Genomic DNA, 17,620 nt, shown 5'->3' with positions numbered 1-17,620 from the left:
GCGGCGGTGCCGTTCCCACCGGTCATTCACAGGCCTTGTTTGAGCAGTTGCTCGACGATCAACTCGCCGAACGCCAGATTCCCGTGCAGCGGGTCATCCACTTCGCAGTACGCCGAACGCTGAAAGCCCTGCTCATCATTCGCTGCCGCGCACACGTCGATCAGCTCGATGCCAAGTCCTTGCAGACGCTCGATCAGCAGCGCCTGCGCGGCCATGAACACTCGTGAGTCGGACAACTCCGGAACCCGCTGCGGCGGCAATACGGCGAACACCTTGAGGTTCATCGCCCGGGCCTGTTCATAGAACGCCAGCGCCGGTCGGGACAGGGTGTCGACAATGGATTCGAACAGCGGCCCGGCGAGAAAACCTTCATCGAACTCGGCGTCCGGCGTCTGGTAGCACGTCCAGTTCGGCGCGTTGGCGAGATAGTGCAGGCTCAAGCCGATCGTACTCACCAGCGGCACGCCGACCTTCGCCAGTTGCGGCACTTCGAACGGCTCAAGGGCCTGGCGATACAGGCGCTCCATCTCGGCTTCCCGAAACACCACGTCATGGCGGGTCAGGCGGAAAAAGTCCACCGCAAAATCCCGGCCGGTGCCCAGCGGGCCGCCGCTGAAAGGCAGCTCGCGGGCCTGCGCCGCCTTGCCGATGACCCCGGCATGGGAGTCGCCCAGCAGCAGAAACCTAGGCGTAGTAATCGAGCACGGCGTCTTCACAGACAAGCTCCTCGCTGGACACGCAGGTGGAAGGAACGCTGGCCGGCTTCTGCACCGGTTGAACCGCGTCGAGCCCGGCGAAAAACTGCTGCATGACGAACGCCACGCCTTCGGGCGTGACTTCCCGCTGGTTGGGCTGATAGAACGCGCCCTTGAACGGCGTACCGGTGATGATTTCGTAAGAAGGGAAATAGTCGACGTCGTGCAGGTCTTCACACAGCTGCCCGGCGACGGCGCGCAGGACCGATTTGGAATAGGTGGTGGCGCTCAGCACATGCTCGCCCGTGGCGGTCGCCGTCAGGGGCACTGGTGACACGGTGAGCAGCAGGCGCAGTTGCGGGTTGATCGAACGCATCAACTCCAGCGCCCGGACCATGTCGCCATAGGTGTCCATGAAGCCGAAGTTGCAGAACTTGTGAAGCAGCGGATCGAAGGTGCCGCGCACGGTGCCAGGGCACACGGGGTACACCAGTCCGGTCTGGCGGTTCTGCCAGGCTTCGGTCAGGCCAAGGGTAAACACGAAGACCTTGGCCCGGCGCAGGGCGGTGCGGATGGCGTCGAGTGTGGCTTCGCGAGATGCGAACAGCGCGTCCTCGCTGGCAAAACCGTCGGGCTCCACGGCGGGGCGGAACGGGTCGAAGAAACGCCCGTCATGGGCCCAGGTTTCGTCGGGGGGCAGGCTCACGCCCAAGGCCCATTCGAGCCATTGGCAAAGCATCGCCGGGGTGTACAGGTTGCCGGTGCGGAAGGAGAACACCCCGTAGTTGTGGGATTTCCAGTCGGCTGCGGGCAGTTCGGCCGGGGCCGGTTCCGCGTCCAGCCAGTTCATGCCGCGTTCCACCAGCGCGCGGCCGATGTGCTGGGCGAAACAGGAGCCGGCGGTGACGATGGCGTCCTTGTTGCCGATCTCGAACTGCGGCGTCCACAGTTGATCGATGGTCAGCGCGGGCTTGTCAGCCACGGCGGTGCGCCAGAAAGCGCGGGGTGGCAGGCATTGATAAGGATTCACGACGAGGGCCTCCTTGGCGGTCGCTGATAAAACGGGGTCAGCTGATTTGATAGCGGTAGATCAGGTCGTCAAACCACCGATCTCCAATCTGATAGGCCTGTGGCACGCGGCGCTCGAATACAAAACCGCATTTCTCCAACACCTTGCAGGAGGCGATATTACCGTCGGTCACGGTCGACTCCAACGAGTCCAGGCCGATGGCGGCGGCATAGTCGATGATCGCCTGGCGCGACTCGGTGCCAAAGCCTTTGCCCTGATGCTCGGGCAACAGCAGGCAACCCACCTCGGCATGCCCCGGCGACAGGATACGAAATCCGGTCACGCCCAGTTCCTGTCCGCTGGCCCTGTCGGTCACCACCAGACACAACCAGTGATCCGACTGCGGCCCCCAGGCCGGCAGCCGATGCTCGAAGCCTTTGCGCACCTGGTCCTCGGCGATTTCGCCGAACACGTACTGCATGGTTTGCGGCTCGGAGTGCAGCCTGAGGAACAGCGGCCAGTCGGATTCGACCATCGTGCGCAGGTCAAGGCGTTGCGTGGCGAGTTCGAGCATCCGCTGCTCCTTGCAAGGGCGGAAAGGGAAGACGGTTTTTTACTGGGTGTGGGGCGAAAGATCAATGCTTTGATCGGGCATGTTTTGCAACGCCGACCTTGATCGCGCCCCGTAGCGGTACTCTCCGGCAGCCACGCTGCCGGAGGTGGATTGGCGTAAGGATCGGTTACGGCTTGACGGGTTTGACCAGGTCGGTCTCGCTGCTGTCGAGCACGAACACCGCCAGCAGACGGGACGGCTCAGTGGTGCTGGCATTGGCGCTCACCGCGTGGAAGTCACCCGGTTGCTCGACGAAGTTTTCCCCGGCCTTGTAGACCTTCTCCGGCCCGTCACCGACCTTGCTGCGCACGGCGCCCTCAAGCACCGTGGCGTAGATGAACGCGGACTTCGGATGAAAGTGCGCCGGCGAAGAGCCACCGGGCGCGTATTCCACCAGCACGCCCCGCATGGATTTGCCCGGAACGTTGGGCAGGGCGCGGTCGAACACCACGGTGACCTTGCCCCCCTGCGGCTCGGCGGCCGAGGCAGATGATATCGACAGGGCCGCAAACGTGGCGGCCAGCAGGATTCGGCTGAACATGGCGATACTCCTTCAAATGAGTGGGGTGTTTCAGCGCTGGGTCGATTTCGCCAGCCAGTCTTCAAAGCGCGTCGGGCCCAGGCGCGGGTTGCTGCTGCCGGGGGTGAGCGACTGGTCGTCGAGCACGTCGCCGAAGTAGCGGGCGTGCACGTCCGGGATCACTTTGCGGGTGTCGTGGGTGGCGCGGAAAAAACGCCGGACCAGTTCGTCGAGCGGCATGGCTTCGGGGCCGGCAATTTCTTGCGTGCCGTTGATCGGCGCTGCCAGTGCCACATCTGTCAGTGCAGCGGCGACGTCGTCAGAAGCCATGGGCTGAATCAACGCCGGCGACAGGCGCACTTCCTCGCCGACGGTGGCGGATTGGGCGATGCCGCCGACAAATTCGAAGAATTGCGTGGCCCGCACTAGGGTGTACGGAATGCTCGAGGCCTTGATCAGGTTCTCCTGGGCGACCTTGGCGCGGAAGTAGCCGTTGGCAGGCGAGCGCTCACTGGCGACGATCGACAGCGCCACGTGATGGCGAACCCCGGCTGCGGCTTCGGCGGCGAGGAGGTTGCGAGTGGAGGTCTCGAAGAAGTCGAGTACAGCCTGGTCTTCCCACGAAGGGGCGTTGGAAACGTCGACCACCACCTGGGCGCCGTCCATCGCTTCGGCCAGGCCTTCGCGGGTGATGCTGTTGACGCCGGTGTTAGGGGAGGCGGCGAGTGCATCGTGGCCGCGTTCGCGCAGATTGTTCACAAGTTTCGATCCGATGAGGCCGGTGCCTCCGATAACGACGATCTTCATGGCAACTCTCCACTTGCCGACGGCAACCATTGCTGTCGATGTGGGTTGAGCATGCTTGCGGCGCTCGGGCAAATCCTTGTGGTGACCTTGGATTTGTCTTGGTTTTTTGTCCAGACAGGCCAATCCGTTGGCAGATGCGTAGACCAGTGTGCAGACCGGTGCGGCGGCCCGAGGTCTGCCGTATGATCGAGCGCAAAACAATCGCCTGCCCGGACACGGCGTCGCGGGCGCCAGACCAGAGAACAGCCACCGTGCAATTCGTGTTTGAAGACTACCTGCTCGACCAGCAGCGCCGGGAACTGACCTGTCACGGGCAAGTCGTGACGGTCGGGCCGCAGGTCTTCGATCTGCTGTTGCTGCTGGTCAGCAACCGCGAGCGGGTGGTGAGCAAGGACGAACTGTTGAGCGCCGTATGGAGCGGCCGGATCGTTTCCGAATCGACCATCACCAGCCACATCAACGCCGTGCGCAAGGCCATCGGCGACACCGGCGAGCAGCAGCGCCTGGTGCGCACGGTGCCGCGCAAGGGCTATCGCTTTGTCGGTGAAATCACCTCGAGCGACAGCCCCGTCAATGCGCCCGAAGCGCCTGCGATACCCGAAGTGGCCACGACACTTGTCCTGCCGGAAAAACCTTCGATCACCGTCCTGCCCTTCCAGAATCTCAGTGGAGACGCCGAGCAGGACTATTTCGCCGACGGCATCGTCGAAGACATCATCACCGCGTTGTCGCGCCTGCGCTGGCTGTTCGTCATCGCTCGCAACTCCAGTTTCACCTACAAGGGCAGGGCGGTGGATGCGCGAGGCGTCGGTCAGGAACTGGGTGTGCGTTACGTGCTGGAAGGCAGCGTGCGCAAGAGCGGCAACAAGATCCGCATCACCGGCCAGTTGATTGATGCGTGCAGCGGCACGCACCTGTGGGCCGAGCGCTTCGAAGGCCTGCTCGACGATATTTTCGAACTCCAGGATCAAGTGGCCGAGAGCGTAGTGGGCGCCATTGCGCCGCAGCTTGAACGCGCGGAAATCGAGCGGGCCAAACGCAAGCCCACCGACAGCCTCGATGCCTATGATTACTACCTGCGGGGCACGGCCAAACTGCACATCGGCACCCAAGAGGCGATCGAGCAGGCACTGGCGTTGTTCTCCCGGGCGATTGAACTGGATCCGGAATTCGCCTCGGCGTATGGCATGGCCGCGTGGTGCCACTTCTGGCGCAAGCTCAACGGCTGGATGACCGACCGGCCCCGGGAAATCGCCGAAGGTGCGCGGCTGGCGCGAATGGGTGTGGAACTGGGGCGCGATGACGCCGTGGCGCTGACCCGCTGCGGTCATGCCCTGGCCCATCTGACCGGGGATGTCGATTGTGGCATTGCTTTGCTGGATCGGGCTCGAGTGCTCAACCCCAATCTGGCGCCGGCCTGGTATCTCGGCGGTATCCTGCGCGCCTTGGGTGGCGAAACCGAAGCCGCCATTGCCAACCTCGAGCATGCCGTGCGCCTGAGCCCGCTGGATCCGGAAATGTTCCGCATGCAGGTCGGGATGGCGCTGGCGCACTTCTTCGCCGGTCGCTTCGAATGTTCGGTTTCCTGGGCCGAGAAAGCGCAGGGAAACCTGCCCAGTCTGCTGGTAGCGGCGGCCCTGATCGCCGCCAGCCACGCGCTCAATGGGCGAGCCGACAAAGCCGGGCAGGCCATGGAACGGGTGCGTCAGCTGGACCCGACCTTGCGGGTGTCCAGCCTGAGCGCGTGGCTGCCCATTCAACGGCCTGAAGACGTCGCCCGGTTAGCCGAAGGTTTGCGGTTGGCGGGTTTGCCGGAGTAACGGCTCAGCCGGCCAGCGTCGCGTTATCGATCACAAAACGATATTTCACATCGCCCTGCAGCATCCGCTCATAGGATGCGTTGATCTGATCGGCGCGAATCAGCTCGATATCGGAAACGATGCCGTGTTCGGCACAGAAATCCAGCATCTCCTGGGTCTCGGCAATGCCACCGATCATTGAACCGGCAATGGTCCGGCGCTTCATGATCAGGTTGAACACGTTCGGCGACGTATGCGGCGAGGCGGGCGCACCGACCAGCGTCAGGGCGCCGTCACGCTTGAGCAGCACCAGGAACGCGTCGAGATCGTGAGGCGCGGCGACGGTGTTGAGGATCAAGTCGAAGCTCTTGGTGTGCGCGGCCATTTCTTCGGCATTGCGCGATACCACGACCTCATCGGCGCCCAGTGCTTTTGCGGCTTCGCGCTTGGACTCGGAGGTGGTGAACGCCACGACATGCGCGCCCATCGCATGGGCCAGTTTAATGCCCATGTGGCCCAGGCCACCGATACCGACCACACCGACCTTTTTGCCCGGCCCGGCGTTCCAGTGACGCAGCGGCGAGTACGTAGTGATGCCCGCACACAGCAGCGGCGCGACGGCAGCCAACTGCGCCTCAGGGTGACGGATACGCAGGACATAACGCTCATGCACCACGATGTTTTGCGAGTAGCCGCCGAGGGTCCAGCCCGGTGCGTCCGGGGTCGGGAAGTTGTAGGTGCCGATCATGCCGTCGCAGTAGTTTTCCAGACCGGTCTCGCAATCCTCGCAGTGTTTGCAGCTGTCGACGATGCAGCCGACACCCACCAGATCACCGACTTTGTAGTCGGACACATGGGCGCCGACTGCCGAAACGCGGCCGACAATCTCGTGCCCCGGCACGCAGGGGAATTGCGTCCCGGCCCATTCGGCGCGCACCTGGTGCAGGTCGGAGTGGCAGATGCCGCAGAAGGCGATGTCGATCTGCACATCATGGGCCGCCGGCGCGCGGCGATTGATCTGCATCGGCTCAAGGGGTTTATCGCCGGCGTGGGCACCGTAGGCGTGTACGAGCATGGGAGTGGTCCTTGATGAATGTGTCGAGGGACCATTTTTCCCGGATTGCTCGTACAGGCTGTTGTGCATTTCTGTGGATTGCTTGCCTGATCCTGTTTTTGAACCGTGCAACCCACCGTCGACACGTACCGGTTCAGTCACGCGCCTGGGCGACAATCGCAAAATTCCCCGGCGCCTTTTCCAGCAGCCCGAGGAATCTCATGAGATCGACTTTACTGCCTTCCACCTTCAGATCATCGGAGGTAAGCGTTTCCTTCAGCCCGGCGGTGCCCCCCAGCAACTGGACGAACAGGTCCTTGGTGACAGTCAGCGTTGCGTTGGCATTCTCTGCCGTCGGGCCTTTTCGATAGTGCAGCACGGCGTTCTCGATCCATAGCACGAACGATTCATTCGTATCGGTCAGCACCAGATTGAAGGTCCAGTTCTTGCCATCCGCCGCCGGCCCGTCGAGGCTTGCGGCCATGGCTTCGAGGAAGCGCTCAGTGGGCGTCTGCTTCATCAGTTCGATCAGATCGGAGCGTTTGACGCCCTTGGCTGGCGGGCCGTTGCGCAGCTCCATGGCCGCGGTCAGGTAGCTGTTGCGCCAGGTCGCCGATTCCGCCTGATAGCCCATCTGTTCGTACGCGCGGGCCAGCAGTTCTTTGGCGGCCGTGTCGTCGGGTTTGACGAGCACGGCCTGATCCAGCAGCTCGGCGACCCAGCGGTATTCGCCCTTGTCATAGGCTGCGCGAGCGGCTTCGAGCACCTTGGCATTGCCCCCCATCAATTCGACGTAGCGCTTTGCCGATTCTTTGGGCACCAGCGGATTCAAGTGCGCGGGGTTGCCATCGTAGGCGCCCAGGTACAGCTGGTAGATCGCCTTGACGTTGTGGCGCAGGTCGCCGTAATAGCCGCGAGTGCCGAAGTACGACGCCAGCGAATCCGGCAGCTGGATCTTGTCGGCGATCTCGTTGGGGGTGTAGCCGGCGTTCATCAGGCGCACGGTCTGGTCGTGCAGGTATTTGTAGACGTCGCGGTGCTTGGTGATGAATTCGCGGATCCGCTCGTTGCCCCAGATCGGCCAGTTGTGCTGACCGAAATAGACCTCGGTGTCGCCCAGTTCGTCGAGGGCGATTTGCGTGTATTCGGACCAGCGCAGCGCATCGCGCACCTTGGCGCCACGGATCGGCAGCAGGTTGTGCATGGTCTGCGCCAGCAGCTCCGCGCCGCCATACGCCTTGAGCGCGGGGATCGAAAAGGTCAGCTCGGCCGGGGCTTCCGCGCCGGGCATGTTGTGGAACACGAAGCTGACGCCGTCCAGCACCAGCGGCTGGATCGGCTGGTCGATGATCTGCGTCGGCGGCAGGATGCCCATGCTGCCGTAGGCGACGTTTTTGCCCAGACCGGTGTCGACGATGCCGGTGGCGCCCGGCGTCAGGTTCTTGCCGAACTGATACATCGAACGCCGCGCCATCGCCGGGCCCGCCAGGATGTTTTCGCTGGTGGCTTCCTCCATGAACCCGGCAGGCGCGACGATGGGAATATTGCGCTGGGCGACTTCGCTGCTTGAGGTGATGCCCAGCACACCGCCGAAATGGTCGGCATGGTCGTGGGTGAAAATGATCGCGGTGACGGGCTTGTTGCCCAGATGCTCGCGCGCAAATGCCAACGCCGCTGCGGCAGATTCACGGGAGGTCAGCGGGTCGACCACGATCCAGCCGGTCTGCCCGTCGATCAGCGTCATGTTGGCGATGTCGAATCCGCGCAACTGGTAAATCCCATCGCGAACCTTGAACAGACCGATCTGCGCGTTGAGCATCGCGTGCCGCCACAGGCTAGGGTTGACGGTGGCTGGCGCCTGGCCTTCGACGAAGCGGTACGCATCGAAATCGATCAGCACATTGCCGTCGGAGCTGAGGATCTTGCCGGTGGGCCGGGCGATGAAACCGCGCTGGGCATCTTCCATGTCCCGGTTGTCGCTGAGGTCCAGGCCCTTGATCGACGCCTGGATCACCGCTGCCGTGGCGGGCGTGGCGTCGCCGGCTGCGACGCTGGGTTTGTTGTCACAGCCGCCGAGTGACACCAGCGTCAGGGCGAGGATCGTGTAGAGGGTCGGTTTCATTCTTGTTGTTCTCCGAGGGTCGAATGCGCTCCAGCCTAGGGGCAGGGCGGTGATGTATCCAATGCATTGTTTACATCCGGATAATGCGTCGCTAGCATCGGGCGAATGGACCTCAAACGACTGTCACACCTTCTCGCGCTGGCCGATGAACGCCATTTTGGCCGAGCGGCCGAGCGCGTGCACCTCAGCCAGCCAGCCCTGAGCCGCAGCATTCAGGCGCTGGAGAGCGAAACCGGGCAGCGCCTGTTCGACCGCGACAGCGGCGATGTCCGCCCGACGCCGGCGGGAGAGTTTCTGATCGAGCGGGCGCGGCGGCTGCTGTTCGATGCCCGGTCGCTGGAGCGGGACATGGCGCTCTACAGCGATCGCCAACTGGGCAGCCTCGCCTTTGGCGTCGGCCCGTTCCCGGCGGCCATGTTGATGCATCAAGTCGTGCCGCGACTGCGCCTGGATCACCCGGCAGTCACCCTGCGTGTCGAGGTGAACAACTGGCAGATTCTCGAAGCGCGGCTGCGCGCCGAAGCGATCGAATTCTTCGTTGCCGATATCCGTAACTTCACCGCGGAATCCGATCTTTTGATCCGCTCGCTGGGCCAGGTTTCGGCAGGCTTCTTCGTGCGTCCGGAGCATCCGCTGGCCGGGCGTAAAGTGGCGATGGGCGAGCTGGAAGGATATGGCATCGCCACGACGCGCTTGCCCGAAGTCGTGAAACTCGAGACCGCCCGAACCCTCGGCATCTCCACCCGCCAGGCGCTGCCCATCGTGCTGGAGTGTGATGATGTGGCGTTGCTAAAGACTGTCGCTGGTTCGACTGACACCATCCTCGGCGTCATTCATGGCGCCGTGGCTGAAGACATTCGGGTGGGGCGTTTGATCGAGCTTCATGTTGTGGACAGGCCGGAATTTCATTCTGAAATCGGGGTGGTGAGTTTGCAGGGTAGAAGCCTGTCACCGACGGCTTTGTGTGTGATCGAGGCGGTTGTTGCCGAGATGCAATCCGTTCACGTCGAACAATCCCCACCTCTTTAGAGATACGTCCTACAGCCACGATTTTCCTGCTTCGTTAACGTCGTGCGGCCCCTTGAGAGGGGCTGTCGATGCATGAACGAAAGGACAATCAGTGGCTGGTCAAAAGGACATTCCCCGGGTTCCCAACCCACCGGCAGGCGACGGGCATCACGTCACTTACCGCTACATGACGGCCACCGAACTGGCCGATCAGCAAGACCGACAAGACAAGTACGACGCCATGCTGGCGAGACAGGACGCCTTTGAGCGCAGCCGTGAGGTGGCGGCGAACAAGTCTGAGCCGGTGCGTGCGGGTTGCGTGTTTGCCAAGTCGTGCAAGCTGCCGGACGCGATCATCGATTACTCGAATCCTTCGGGGATGGTGCCGACTGATAGCCTGAAGGATTACGGCGAGCTGATTTTGCTCGGTGGCCGGGAAGCCGATAGCAGCGGCGGGGTTGAGCTCAAGAAAATCAGCGGCACTGCCATTCCTGCGGGGCTGGGCACTTTTGCCCTTGCGGGTGAAGCGTTCAAGGCATTGCCTGCGATGGCCTCTGCTGCTGTCATCAGCCCGTTGCTCGGTTTGGTGGCGATGTTCATGCACTCGAACCTGGGCGACAGCGCGCTCTATACCGAAGACCAGTTGCTCGCCCTCAAACAGGCCCGAACCCGCGTGCGCTTGCGCGTTGAACAGCAGGCCGACGGCAGCCTCAAGGGTTACGGCTTCTACACCGGCAAGAATCGCGATTGGGAGATGGTTGATGTCGTGCAGTTCGCTGCACGTGGTAGCCGGTTTATTGCGGATCTTGGCGAAGGTGTTGAGCTGGTCTGGACGCCTGCCGTGGACGGTTCCGACATCCTCGGTATTCCGGCACTGGAGGCTGCTCCGCAGGCGCCGCATATCTGGGTGTATCCGCCGACGAAAGCGGCGGACGGGATTCTGGTGAATCCGGTTTATCCGCCGGAGTATCGGGATTTCATTCTGGTGTTTCCCGCAGAGTCGGGGCTTAAGCCGGTATACATTGTTGTCAGCACCCACGCGGGGGACCACGAGTACCATCCGGCTCCTGACGTGCTCCCAGCCTTTCCTGATGCAAGAATCGTAGGCCGTAAAACGTCTGTACAAGGTGGTGGGGCGAAGCGCAAAAGATGGAAAACTGCAAAGGGCTTGATTCTTGAGTGGGACTCTATGCACGGTACGGTCGAAAAATATGATGCGAGAGGTAAACACCTCGGAGAGTTCGATCCGAACACAGGCGAGCCGACATCAACAAAAAAGAATAAAAAATCTAAAAAAGGCAAGAAAAGGAGCATTGAACCTTGAGATTTTTAGTAGAAGCTTTTGACATCGAGACAGACTTCCAGGCTTTCGTTATCGAATTGCCACAGGGATGTGATGAGCAAATCAAAGCCATCATGGGTTGGAAAGAAGAACCGCAGGGGTGGGAAGGCTATGATTTGAGCCAGCCACAAATGCAAGCAATCGAAGAGCTTGTCGGTAGGTCGATTGAGGATCGAAATTTCTATTTCCAACTGACATGCAATGTATAGACAGAAAAAGTAAAGGGGGCGGATCTATTCACGAGAATATATTTGGCCTTTTTTTCATGAAGGAACAAGCGATGCTCTTCCTTTCAATAACCGGCTTTTACCCCGGTCACGTCCAAGACGACACGCTGCAGTTCGAGCTGGATATCGACGGTAGCGAAATGAACGAAAAAGTTGCACAACTCATTGAGTCCAAGCCCCTGGCCGAGCTGGAACCAGGTGAGTTGTTACTGCGCGAGGATCAGGTAGCGGCACTGGGAGCCCTGCTGAATGTCAGCTTCCCGAGCGGTCTGGAGTATTTCATGGGCACCTGTGCGAATTACTGATACTGCGGAGAGCAAAGGGGACGTGGCCACCGTCCCTTTTTTCGTCAAAAAAGATATTTGTGAGAAAGAGATGGGACTGGAACTGAGACTGGAGTGGTACGCACAGCAACCCTGCAATTCCAAGGCGAGGAGTCGTCAAGAAATCTGGGGGATGATGAGTCAGTATTGAATGCCTTAGGCATTCCAGTGGAGGGCAACATCAATAATGGCAGCTTCAACGTTGTCGAAAAGTGGGTTGCGACCATTCAGCCGTATTTTCAGCACCAGATCGCTCTGAGTACAAACGACTATCAAATTTCGTTCGACTACAGCTAGCACCGACAGACGGCTGATTGACAGTAAGTGGGACGCCCATCAGCTCGCTTCCCGCATTTTTGCCAGAGCGCGGCTTTCAGCGGATTGTTTTCCAGCGCCCGATCCGCTTCACTGTGGCTCTTTTGCCTGAGCGGAAATCAATCATGGAACGATGCGAAGCACTGGTCATCGGCCTCGGCGCCATGGGCGCGGCCACGGTGTATCAACTGGCGAAGGCCGGGGTCAACGTGGTCGGCATCGACCGCCACCATCCGCCGCACACATTCGGCTCCAGCCATGGCGACACCCGCATCACCCGGCTGTCCGTGGGCGAGGGCGCGCAATACGTGCCCATCGTGCGCAACTCCCACCGCATCTGGCGCGAACTGGAAGCGCTGTCAGGCGAGTCCCTATTCGAACAGACCGGCCTGCTGGTGCTGACCTCCAGCCCCGACTTCGATCCCGCCGACGAAACCGACTTCACCCTGCGCACCATCGCCCTGGCGCAGACCTACGGCATCGAACATGAAGTCCTCGACGCTACCCAGATCCGCCAGCGCTTCCCGCAGTTTGCCCAGGTGCGCGACGACGCCATTGGCTACTTCGAGCCCGAAGGCGGTTTTGTACGGCCTGAACGCTGCATCGACGTGCAACTCAGACTGGCCGAACAACACGGCGCCACGCTCTATAAGGGCGAGACCGTGACTCACATCAGCTCGGACGAACAAGGCGTCACCGTCACCACCGACCAGCGCACCGTACGGGCGGACAAACTGGTGGTCACCGCCGGCAACTGGGCGGGCGGCTTGCTCGGCGCACCGTTCGACAAACTGCTCAGCGTCTATCGGCAAAAACTGTTCTGGTTCGAGACCGAGCCCGACGCAGGACTGGTCGGCCACTCACCCACGTTCATCTTCACACACGGCCCGGACGACGATTTCTACGGCTTTCCCGCATTGCCGGGGGAGGGCAGTTTGAAAGTGGCGACGGCGCAGTATCACAGCACGTCCACGCCTGAGACTCTGGATCGCACAGTCTCGGCCGAGGAAGAACGCGAGATGTACGAACAGCAGGTGAAGGGGCGCATTGCCGGGCTGACGGATCGGGTAGTGAAGTCAGCGGTTTGCGCCTACACCGTCACGCCGGATCGGCATTTCATCATTGATGAGCATCCACGGTTGCAGCACACGTTGGTGGTGTCGGCGTGCTCCGGGCATGGGTTCAAACACTCGGCGGCGCTGGGGGAAGCGTTTGCGCAGTGGTGTTTGCGGGGGGAGAGTGAGTTGGATCTTTCGTTGTTTTCGGTGGGGCGGTTTGAGTGGGAGTGACGGTGCTTGGGAGTGACTGCTTTCGGCCAAAAGCAGACGTTAGCGAACGCACGGTATCGCCCCAAACGGGTCGATCGCGGCGTCTATGAAAACCGAGGTTATTAATTGTGCCTTGATCGGTAGATCTAATAACTCGTCCTCTGGATTCCCTGTGAGCCGCTTTCCTGCTTGCATATGTGCGATGAAACAGTTCTTCGGAAAGGACGGCGCATTGGTGTTTGAGATCCGTTTGCATGACTCTTCAGTGGACAAAGTACGTTAGTGACATAATGTGGGCCCGAGCGCCTGTGCCTGTCCCCTCAAGAGTTGCTTTAAAGCACTACGACCTCTTCGGCTGTCAACCAGCCAGCGTCAATGACTCTCTCCCTCGCAACCTCCGGCTGAGCGCTGTAGACCACGATGGCCAAGCTCTCCTCTGCGCGACTGCAGGTGACATACAGAAGCCTTCGTGTGCGTGAAAGCGACGTGTCTTTACCCTCGCTCTCATTCTTCATATCTGTGGCGGAGGCAGGTGTAACACCTAGCAATTTCTCATAACTGAACAGAAAACCACCGGCTTCTTCGTCGTTCAGGATGACCATCACCCGGGGAAACTCTAGGCCTTTGACGCCCTGGTGGGTACCGTACGGCGAGAGGCCATTTGCGTATCCTGCGAAGGCTGCCATCTCTGAGTAACGACGCCCCAGGACAACCCGATAAGCATGGATTTCAAGCGCCTCACGATCGGACGTTTCTGGTGCTGGGTCTGCAGTGGCACCTTGATCCATTGCAGCAACGAGTCGATCAGGCAGTGCAAGCAAACCCGAACTCTGGAGGAGTTGAGCAACCTCTTCAATCAAGGGATTGTTATCTTTGAGCATCTCGCAGAGTGCATGGGTCGCCACTCCAACAGACTCCAGCAGCTCGAATTGATTGTTGCCAGCAGCCTCCAGGTACTTAGGATCAAGCAAAGGAGAGCGCAGCCGCACCGCCTCCATGAGCGTGAAATCATCCGAACGGGCTGCGGCGACGATTGGAGCGACCCCATCGAAGAAAACCTTGAGGATGGGTAGCGTACCGTCCATCAGCGCGGTATTCAGATGTGCAACGGCATAGAGCGGAGCGAACACGCCTTCAAACCCCATCCGACGGGCAGCCATCTTGTGCTCTAGGATCAGCGTCTTGCGGCCATCTTTGCCGGTGGCCCACTGAGCATCACCTGTGATCTCTTCCATTTGCTCAGCGATCTGGTCTTCCAAGCTGAAATCCTGCCCGGGCGCTTGCCGGGTGCAGAACATACGCACGGCACCTTGGGCAGCTTCCTGCTTTGGTATCTGCAGATGATCATCGGCACCGGCGCGGATATCATTGATCAATTTGACAACTCTAATCGGGCAACGGCGATTGATACGTTTTTCAGGCTTGGCCCAATCTGATGGTATCGCCTCATCAAGCCCTAGCTTCCCGTCGTTATAGATACGCTGCATCGTATCGCCGAGCAGTCCTAGGCAAAATCTCCCAGGAATCGCTGCCTGAGCTTTCAGAAATGCATCCATGAGCGCGCCATTCGTATCTTGGCTTTCATCGATGAGCAGCACCGGATGCCGATCCGCCATAACATCGAGTAAAGGCGGCTGGGGTAAAAACGCTGCAGCCATCTGGATGACTTCTCTGTGGTTCAGCGATTGCCTACTTACGTTGTCTCCTGTCGGACTGTAGGTAAATTCAGGAATTTCATCCAGGACCGCCAAACGACGAGCTTTGCTATCCCGGCTCGACTGGTTAGCCTGGGACGTCTTGTTCACTGATCTCGCCCGACCGAGCCTGTCGTCCAATTCAGCAATGTCGCTCGCAAGCTTGATACGTAACCATTCACGAATATCGTCGTTGAAGCCCTTGATCATCTTCCAAGAGAAAGCATGAATGGTTGAAACCTCTACCAGCGGATCGTGCTCAAGGCGACGTGCGATTTCCTCACAGGCTGCGTTGGTGTACGTGATGATCGCTATTTGCCGCCCCTCAAACGTGAGGCGCTGACGCTCACGTTCCTTGAGTGATTTCACCGCTACGACGAGTGAGTGGGTCTTACCTGAGCCCGCACCTGCGTATAGGAAGAAACTGCGTGGCGTCTCCAGATTCAGGCATTCCTGGATAACGTCATCCGCAGTCAGCGTTACTTCATCGGCGACATCCTTTATGGCACTCATTCAGGAGTCACCTCAACACTGGCCGTCGGGATAATCAAGAGCTCCTTGCTCTTCTTCTGCAGCTTTTCCTCTAACCAGACGAGCCCTTCCCGGATGTACTCTGGAACAGCGACCTTGGCGAAGTCGGGATCTCCAAGCACCTGTAGCGCGAACTCCGCCTTGTCACCCGACCTGAGCGCATCGAACAAAGCCTTACCTAGGTCGTCTACAGTTGCAGAATCACGCAGCGCTTTGGCGAAGGCCTTGGTCAGACCCCGCCCCTGCTTCGTTGCAAAGTGCTGCACATTGCTCAGCACCAGACTGTCCTCAAACGTGTTGGGTAGCGCCTGGGCTTCACCTTCAGTCTTAGGCAGAACGATGTGGATGGGTGTCTGATAAGCCATGCGGATCGCAAACAAGTGATCTATCTGCTGCGATTTTTGCTTCTCATCCAGATCCAGCAGGGTGTCGACATCGTGCCCTATTCCAAGGGCGCTCACCCAACTACGCAAGGTGGGGTTGTTGGTTTCTTGTTTGGCCTTGCGTTTGACGGGTACCGCTGTTTTCTTCAATCCGGCGTCCAAATCCGTGATGACCAGGGTCACAATTCCCAGCGCATCGACTAATGGCCTCAGGCGATGTGCGTGACTGCCTCCAATATCCAGGATGGTAATGTAGCAACGATCAAGGAACGGAAATTGACTGCGTAAAAAATGCGGCAACATCATTCTCTCCGCAGCGCCTTCAACCAAGATCACCGCGTCAGCGAAGAACAGATCGGCATGCTGCGCCCGCAAGTAACGAGTCACGAACTCCTTGGTTTGCCTGTGACGGTTTTTGTCGCCGAACACTGCGCTCAAGTTAGAAACGGTGGACACCGGGATGGGTACACCGGCCATTCCTGCGGGTAGCCTTCGGAAATACCGAAGGTTCGCATAATCCGTCTCGTGAGTGACATGGCTGGAGTGAGAGCTGACCACCAGCTGTGTTTTGAGCCTCGGGTATTTCTTGAGAAGCGGCTCATTACATAGGACGTGATAGGCGTGTTTGATGAATGCCTGCTGCACTTGGACATGAAGATGAGCCTCAGGCTCCTCAACCAGCACGAGATGGATCGGCTCGATGCCTGCGTCGGACTGCTCCTCGGTATTTTTGTACTTCCTCAGCCACTCATCCCGAAATGCCATCAACTGGAAAATCATCGAGATCAGGTTCTGATAACCGAGGCCGTTGGATGTTTCGGGGAGGCGCATGGGAGGAGCGCCGGGTGCGCCTGCGACTGAATCCAACTCGAACAGCACCGCAGCTTCATGGTTCATGCCGTCCGTAGGAGAAAGCCGGGTTTCTACCCTGATTGCCGGGTCAGTAGTGTTCGGATAGCCCAGACCTGCCACCTCTATAAGGGCCGGAGCGAAACTGGAGGTTAGTCGGGAGTCGAATGCCGACTGTGCAGCTTGAATGGCTGTAAGCGCCTCCAAGTCCGAAATATCCGGGCTGTCACCAGGATCGAGATGCCGACTGTAGTAAGCACGCAACTGCTCAGTCAGTTTTTTCCCTGAACCACCTCGCCCCTCAGTGATGGACTCCTCGGCGCTATCACCGAAGCCGCGCTGCGCATTGATCTCGTGCACGCGTATGAGATCGGTCAGCGGATTACTCTCCAGCGGAAGTGCATTCTCAGACAGTGCTTGCAGGCTTGCGTGACGAGTCTTGGGATCCGGTTCGCAGAGCTGCGCCGGGTCGAGACGATACCAGCGTATGGTAAACATCGCCCCCAAGCGCCGGTTAAGGTAGTCATGCAGGCTTTGCGGCCAAAGTGACAGCGTGGGCGGGGTTTTTCCTTCCTCGGTCTTGCTCAAGATCTCCTGCAACAGCGTTTTGACCCGATTACGCTCTTTCCGGTAATCGGTGAAGAGTTTGGCCATGTCCTTGGGCTCAAGTCGAAAACGCATCCCGACGCAGCCACCTTTCCAGGCAAAATTGGGAATCAGATCCTTGATGTAGTGCAGCTCCCCTTTCGAGGCTTCCACCCATAAATCGAGAGTGGGCAACCAATGCGTCCACTGGTTTGCCGCTGGTATCTCGAAGGTTTCGTCAGCCTCTTCCCACTCGGCACCAATGTCATTAATGGTCGTGAGGTGAGCAAGCGTTAAATCCTGTAGGCGAAAAGCAGTCGCTTTCGAGAGCAGGAATTTACGCAACGCCAACATTGCGGAGGACTTACCACTGTTGTTGGCCCCGACCAACAGGGTAGTGGTGCTCGCCAGGTCGATTCGAACGGACAGGAGCTTGCGGAAATTCGCGATCTCCAAATACTGGATCTGCATAGCCT

Annotated in this window: 16 protein-coding genes; 7 read left to right on the top strand and 9 right to left on the bottom strand. The window is 59.7% G+C overall.

The genetic code is table 11. The annotated features are described in order from the left end of the window. Nucleotides 1-26: 26 nt before the first annotated feature. The 5 genes from CAF74_RS20265 to CAF74_RS20245 form a co-directional block, all read right to left on the bottom strand. Nucleotides 27-716: a hypothetical protein gene (locus CAF74_RS20265; RefSeq protein ID WP_176240501.1), complete on the bottom strand. Its 690-nt coding sequence runs from the start codon at nt 714-716 to the stop codon at nt 27-29. Beyond that, nucleotides 685-1,725 (bottom strand): GSCFA domain-containing protein, encoded by a 1,041-nt coding sequence (locus CAF74_RS20260; protein ID WP_085747532.1) that lies wholly within the window; start codon nt 1,723-1,725, stop codon nt 685-687. Before CAF74_RS20260 ends, CAF74_RS20265 begins: the two co-directional genes overlap by 32 nt. A gap of 37 nt (nt 1,726-1,762) precedes the next feature. Further along, the gene (locus CAF74_RS20255; RefSeq protein ID WP_085747531.1) at nt 1,763-2,278 is read right to left on the bottom strand and encodes a GNAT family N-acetyltransferase; all 516 of its coding nucleotides are present in this window, start codon (nt 2,276-2,278) and stop codon (nt 1,763-1,765) included. Nucleotides 2,279-2,444: 166 nt separating this feature from the next. Further along, nucleotides 2,445-2,858, bottom strand: a complete 414-nt coding sequence (locus CAF74_RS20250) for a cupin domain-containing protein (RefSeq protein ID WP_085747530.1) — start codon at nt 2,856-2,858, stop codon at nt 2,445-2,447. Nucleotides 2,859-2,888: 30 nt separating this feature from the next. Beyond that, complete coding sequence (locus tag CAF74_RS20245; protein ID WP_085747529.1) at nt 2,889-3,644, bottom strand: SDR family oxidoreductase; 756 nt, start codon at nt 3,642-3,644, stop codon at nt 2,889-2,891. Between the two features lie 251 nt (nt 3,645-3,895). Here CAF74_RS20245 and CAF74_RS20240 point away from each other — a divergent pair, with 251 nt between their 5' ends. Continuing rightward, the gene (locus CAF74_RS20240; protein WP_085747583.1) at nt 3,896-5,464 is read left to right on the top strand and encodes a winged helix-turn-helix domain-containing protein; all 1,569 of its coding nucleotides are present in this window, start codon (nt 3,896-3,898) and stop codon (nt 5,462-5,464) included. A 4-nt stretch (nt 5,465-5,468) separates the two neighbouring features. Here the strand turns inward: CAF74_RS20240 and CAF74_RS20235 are convergent, their stop codons facing one another. Then, nucleotides 5,469-6,518, bottom strand: a complete 1,050-nt coding sequence (locus tag CAF74_RS20235; RefSeq protein WP_085747528.1) for an NAD(P)-dependent alcohol dehydrogenase — start codon at nt 6,516-6,518, stop codon at nt 5,469-5,471. 133 nt (nt 6,519-6,651) lie between these two features. Further along, nucleotides 6,652-8,619 carry an alkyl/aryl-sulfatase gene (locus CAF74_RS20230; RefSeq protein WP_085747527.1) on the bottom strand — a complete coding sequence of 656 codons (1,968 nt, stop codon included), beginning with the start codon at nt 8,617-8,619 and terminating at the stop codon, nt 6,652-6,654. A 105-nt stretch (nt 8,620-8,724) separates the two neighbouring features. Here CAF74_RS20230 and CAF74_RS20225 point away from each other — a divergent pair, with 105 nt between their 5' ends. The 6 genes from CAF74_RS20225 to solA all read left to right on the top strand — a co-directional run bounded on the left by CAF74_RS20225 (nt 8,725) and on the right by solA (nt 13,123). Beyond that, a complete protein-coding gene (locus tag CAF74_RS20225; protein WP_085747526.1) occupies nt 8,725-9,648 on the top strand; it encodes a LysR family transcriptional regulator in 924 nt (307 codons plus the stop codon). Between the two features lie 91 nt (nt 9,649-9,739). Further along, complete coding sequence (locus tag CAF74_RS20220; protein WP_085747525.1) at nt 9,740-10,951, top strand: colicin E3/pyocin S6 family cytotoxin; 1,212 nt, start codon at nt 9,740-9,742, stop codon at nt 10,949-10,951. Continuing rightward, entirely contained in the window at nt 10,948-11,178 is a 231-nt protein-coding gene (locus CAF74_RS20215) for a hypothetical protein (protein ID WP_085688188.1), read from the top strand. The genes CAF74_RS20220 and CAF74_RS20215 overlap by 4 nt, the downstream gene beginning before the upstream one ends. Before the next feature lie 71 nt (nt 11,179-11,249). Then, the gene (locus tag CAF74_RS20210; RefSeq protein ID WP_085747524.1) at nt 11,250-11,501 is read left to right on the top strand and encodes a pyocin S6 family toxin immunity protein; all 252 of its coding nucleotides are present in this window, start codon (nt 11,250-11,252) and stop codon (nt 11,499-11,501) included. A 93-nt stretch (nt 11,502-11,594) separates the two neighbouring features. Next, the gene (locus CAF74_RS20205) at nt 11,595-11,816 is read left to right on the top strand and encodes a colicin E3-like toxin immunity protein (protein WP_305955789.1); all 222 of its coding nucleotides are present in this window, start codon (nt 11,595-11,597) and stop codon (nt 11,814-11,816) included. Between the two features lie 143 nt (nt 11,817-11,959). After that, on the top strand, nt 11,960-13,123 hold the full coding sequence (solA, locus tag CAF74_RS20200) for an N-methyl-L-tryptophan oxidase (RefSeq protein WP_176240500.1): 1,164 nt from the start codon (nt 11,960-11,962) through the stop codon (nt 13,121-13,123). 311 nt (nt 13,124-13,434) lie between these two features. On the opposite strand, the gene CAF74_RS20195 is transcribed toward solA, so the two are convergent. Next, on the bottom strand, nt 13,435-15,309 hold the full coding sequence (locus CAF74_RS20195) for a UvrD-helicase domain-containing protein (RefSeq protein ID WP_085747523.1): 1,875 nt from the start codon (nt 15,307-15,309) through the stop codon (nt 13,435-13,437). Next, nucleotides 15,306-17,615 (bottom strand): AAA family ATPase, encoded by a 2,310-nt coding sequence (locus CAF74_RS20190; protein WP_085747522.1) that lies wholly within the window; start codon nt 17,613-17,615, stop codon nt 15,306-15,308. Before CAF74_RS20190 ends, CAF74_RS20195 begins: the two co-directional genes overlap by 4 nt. Nucleotides 17,616-17,620 lie beyond the last annotated feature (5 nt).

The sequence above is a fragment of the Pseudomonas sp. R45(2017) genome, from assembly GCF_002112305.1.
Lineage (GTDB): Bacteria > Pseudomonadota > Gammaproteobacteria > Pseudomonadales > Pseudomonadaceae > Aquipseudomonas > Aquipseudomonas paraglycinae.
The sequence above is the reverse complement of the archived record's forward strand: the minus strand, read 5'-3'. Positions and strand labels throughout refer to the sequence as shown.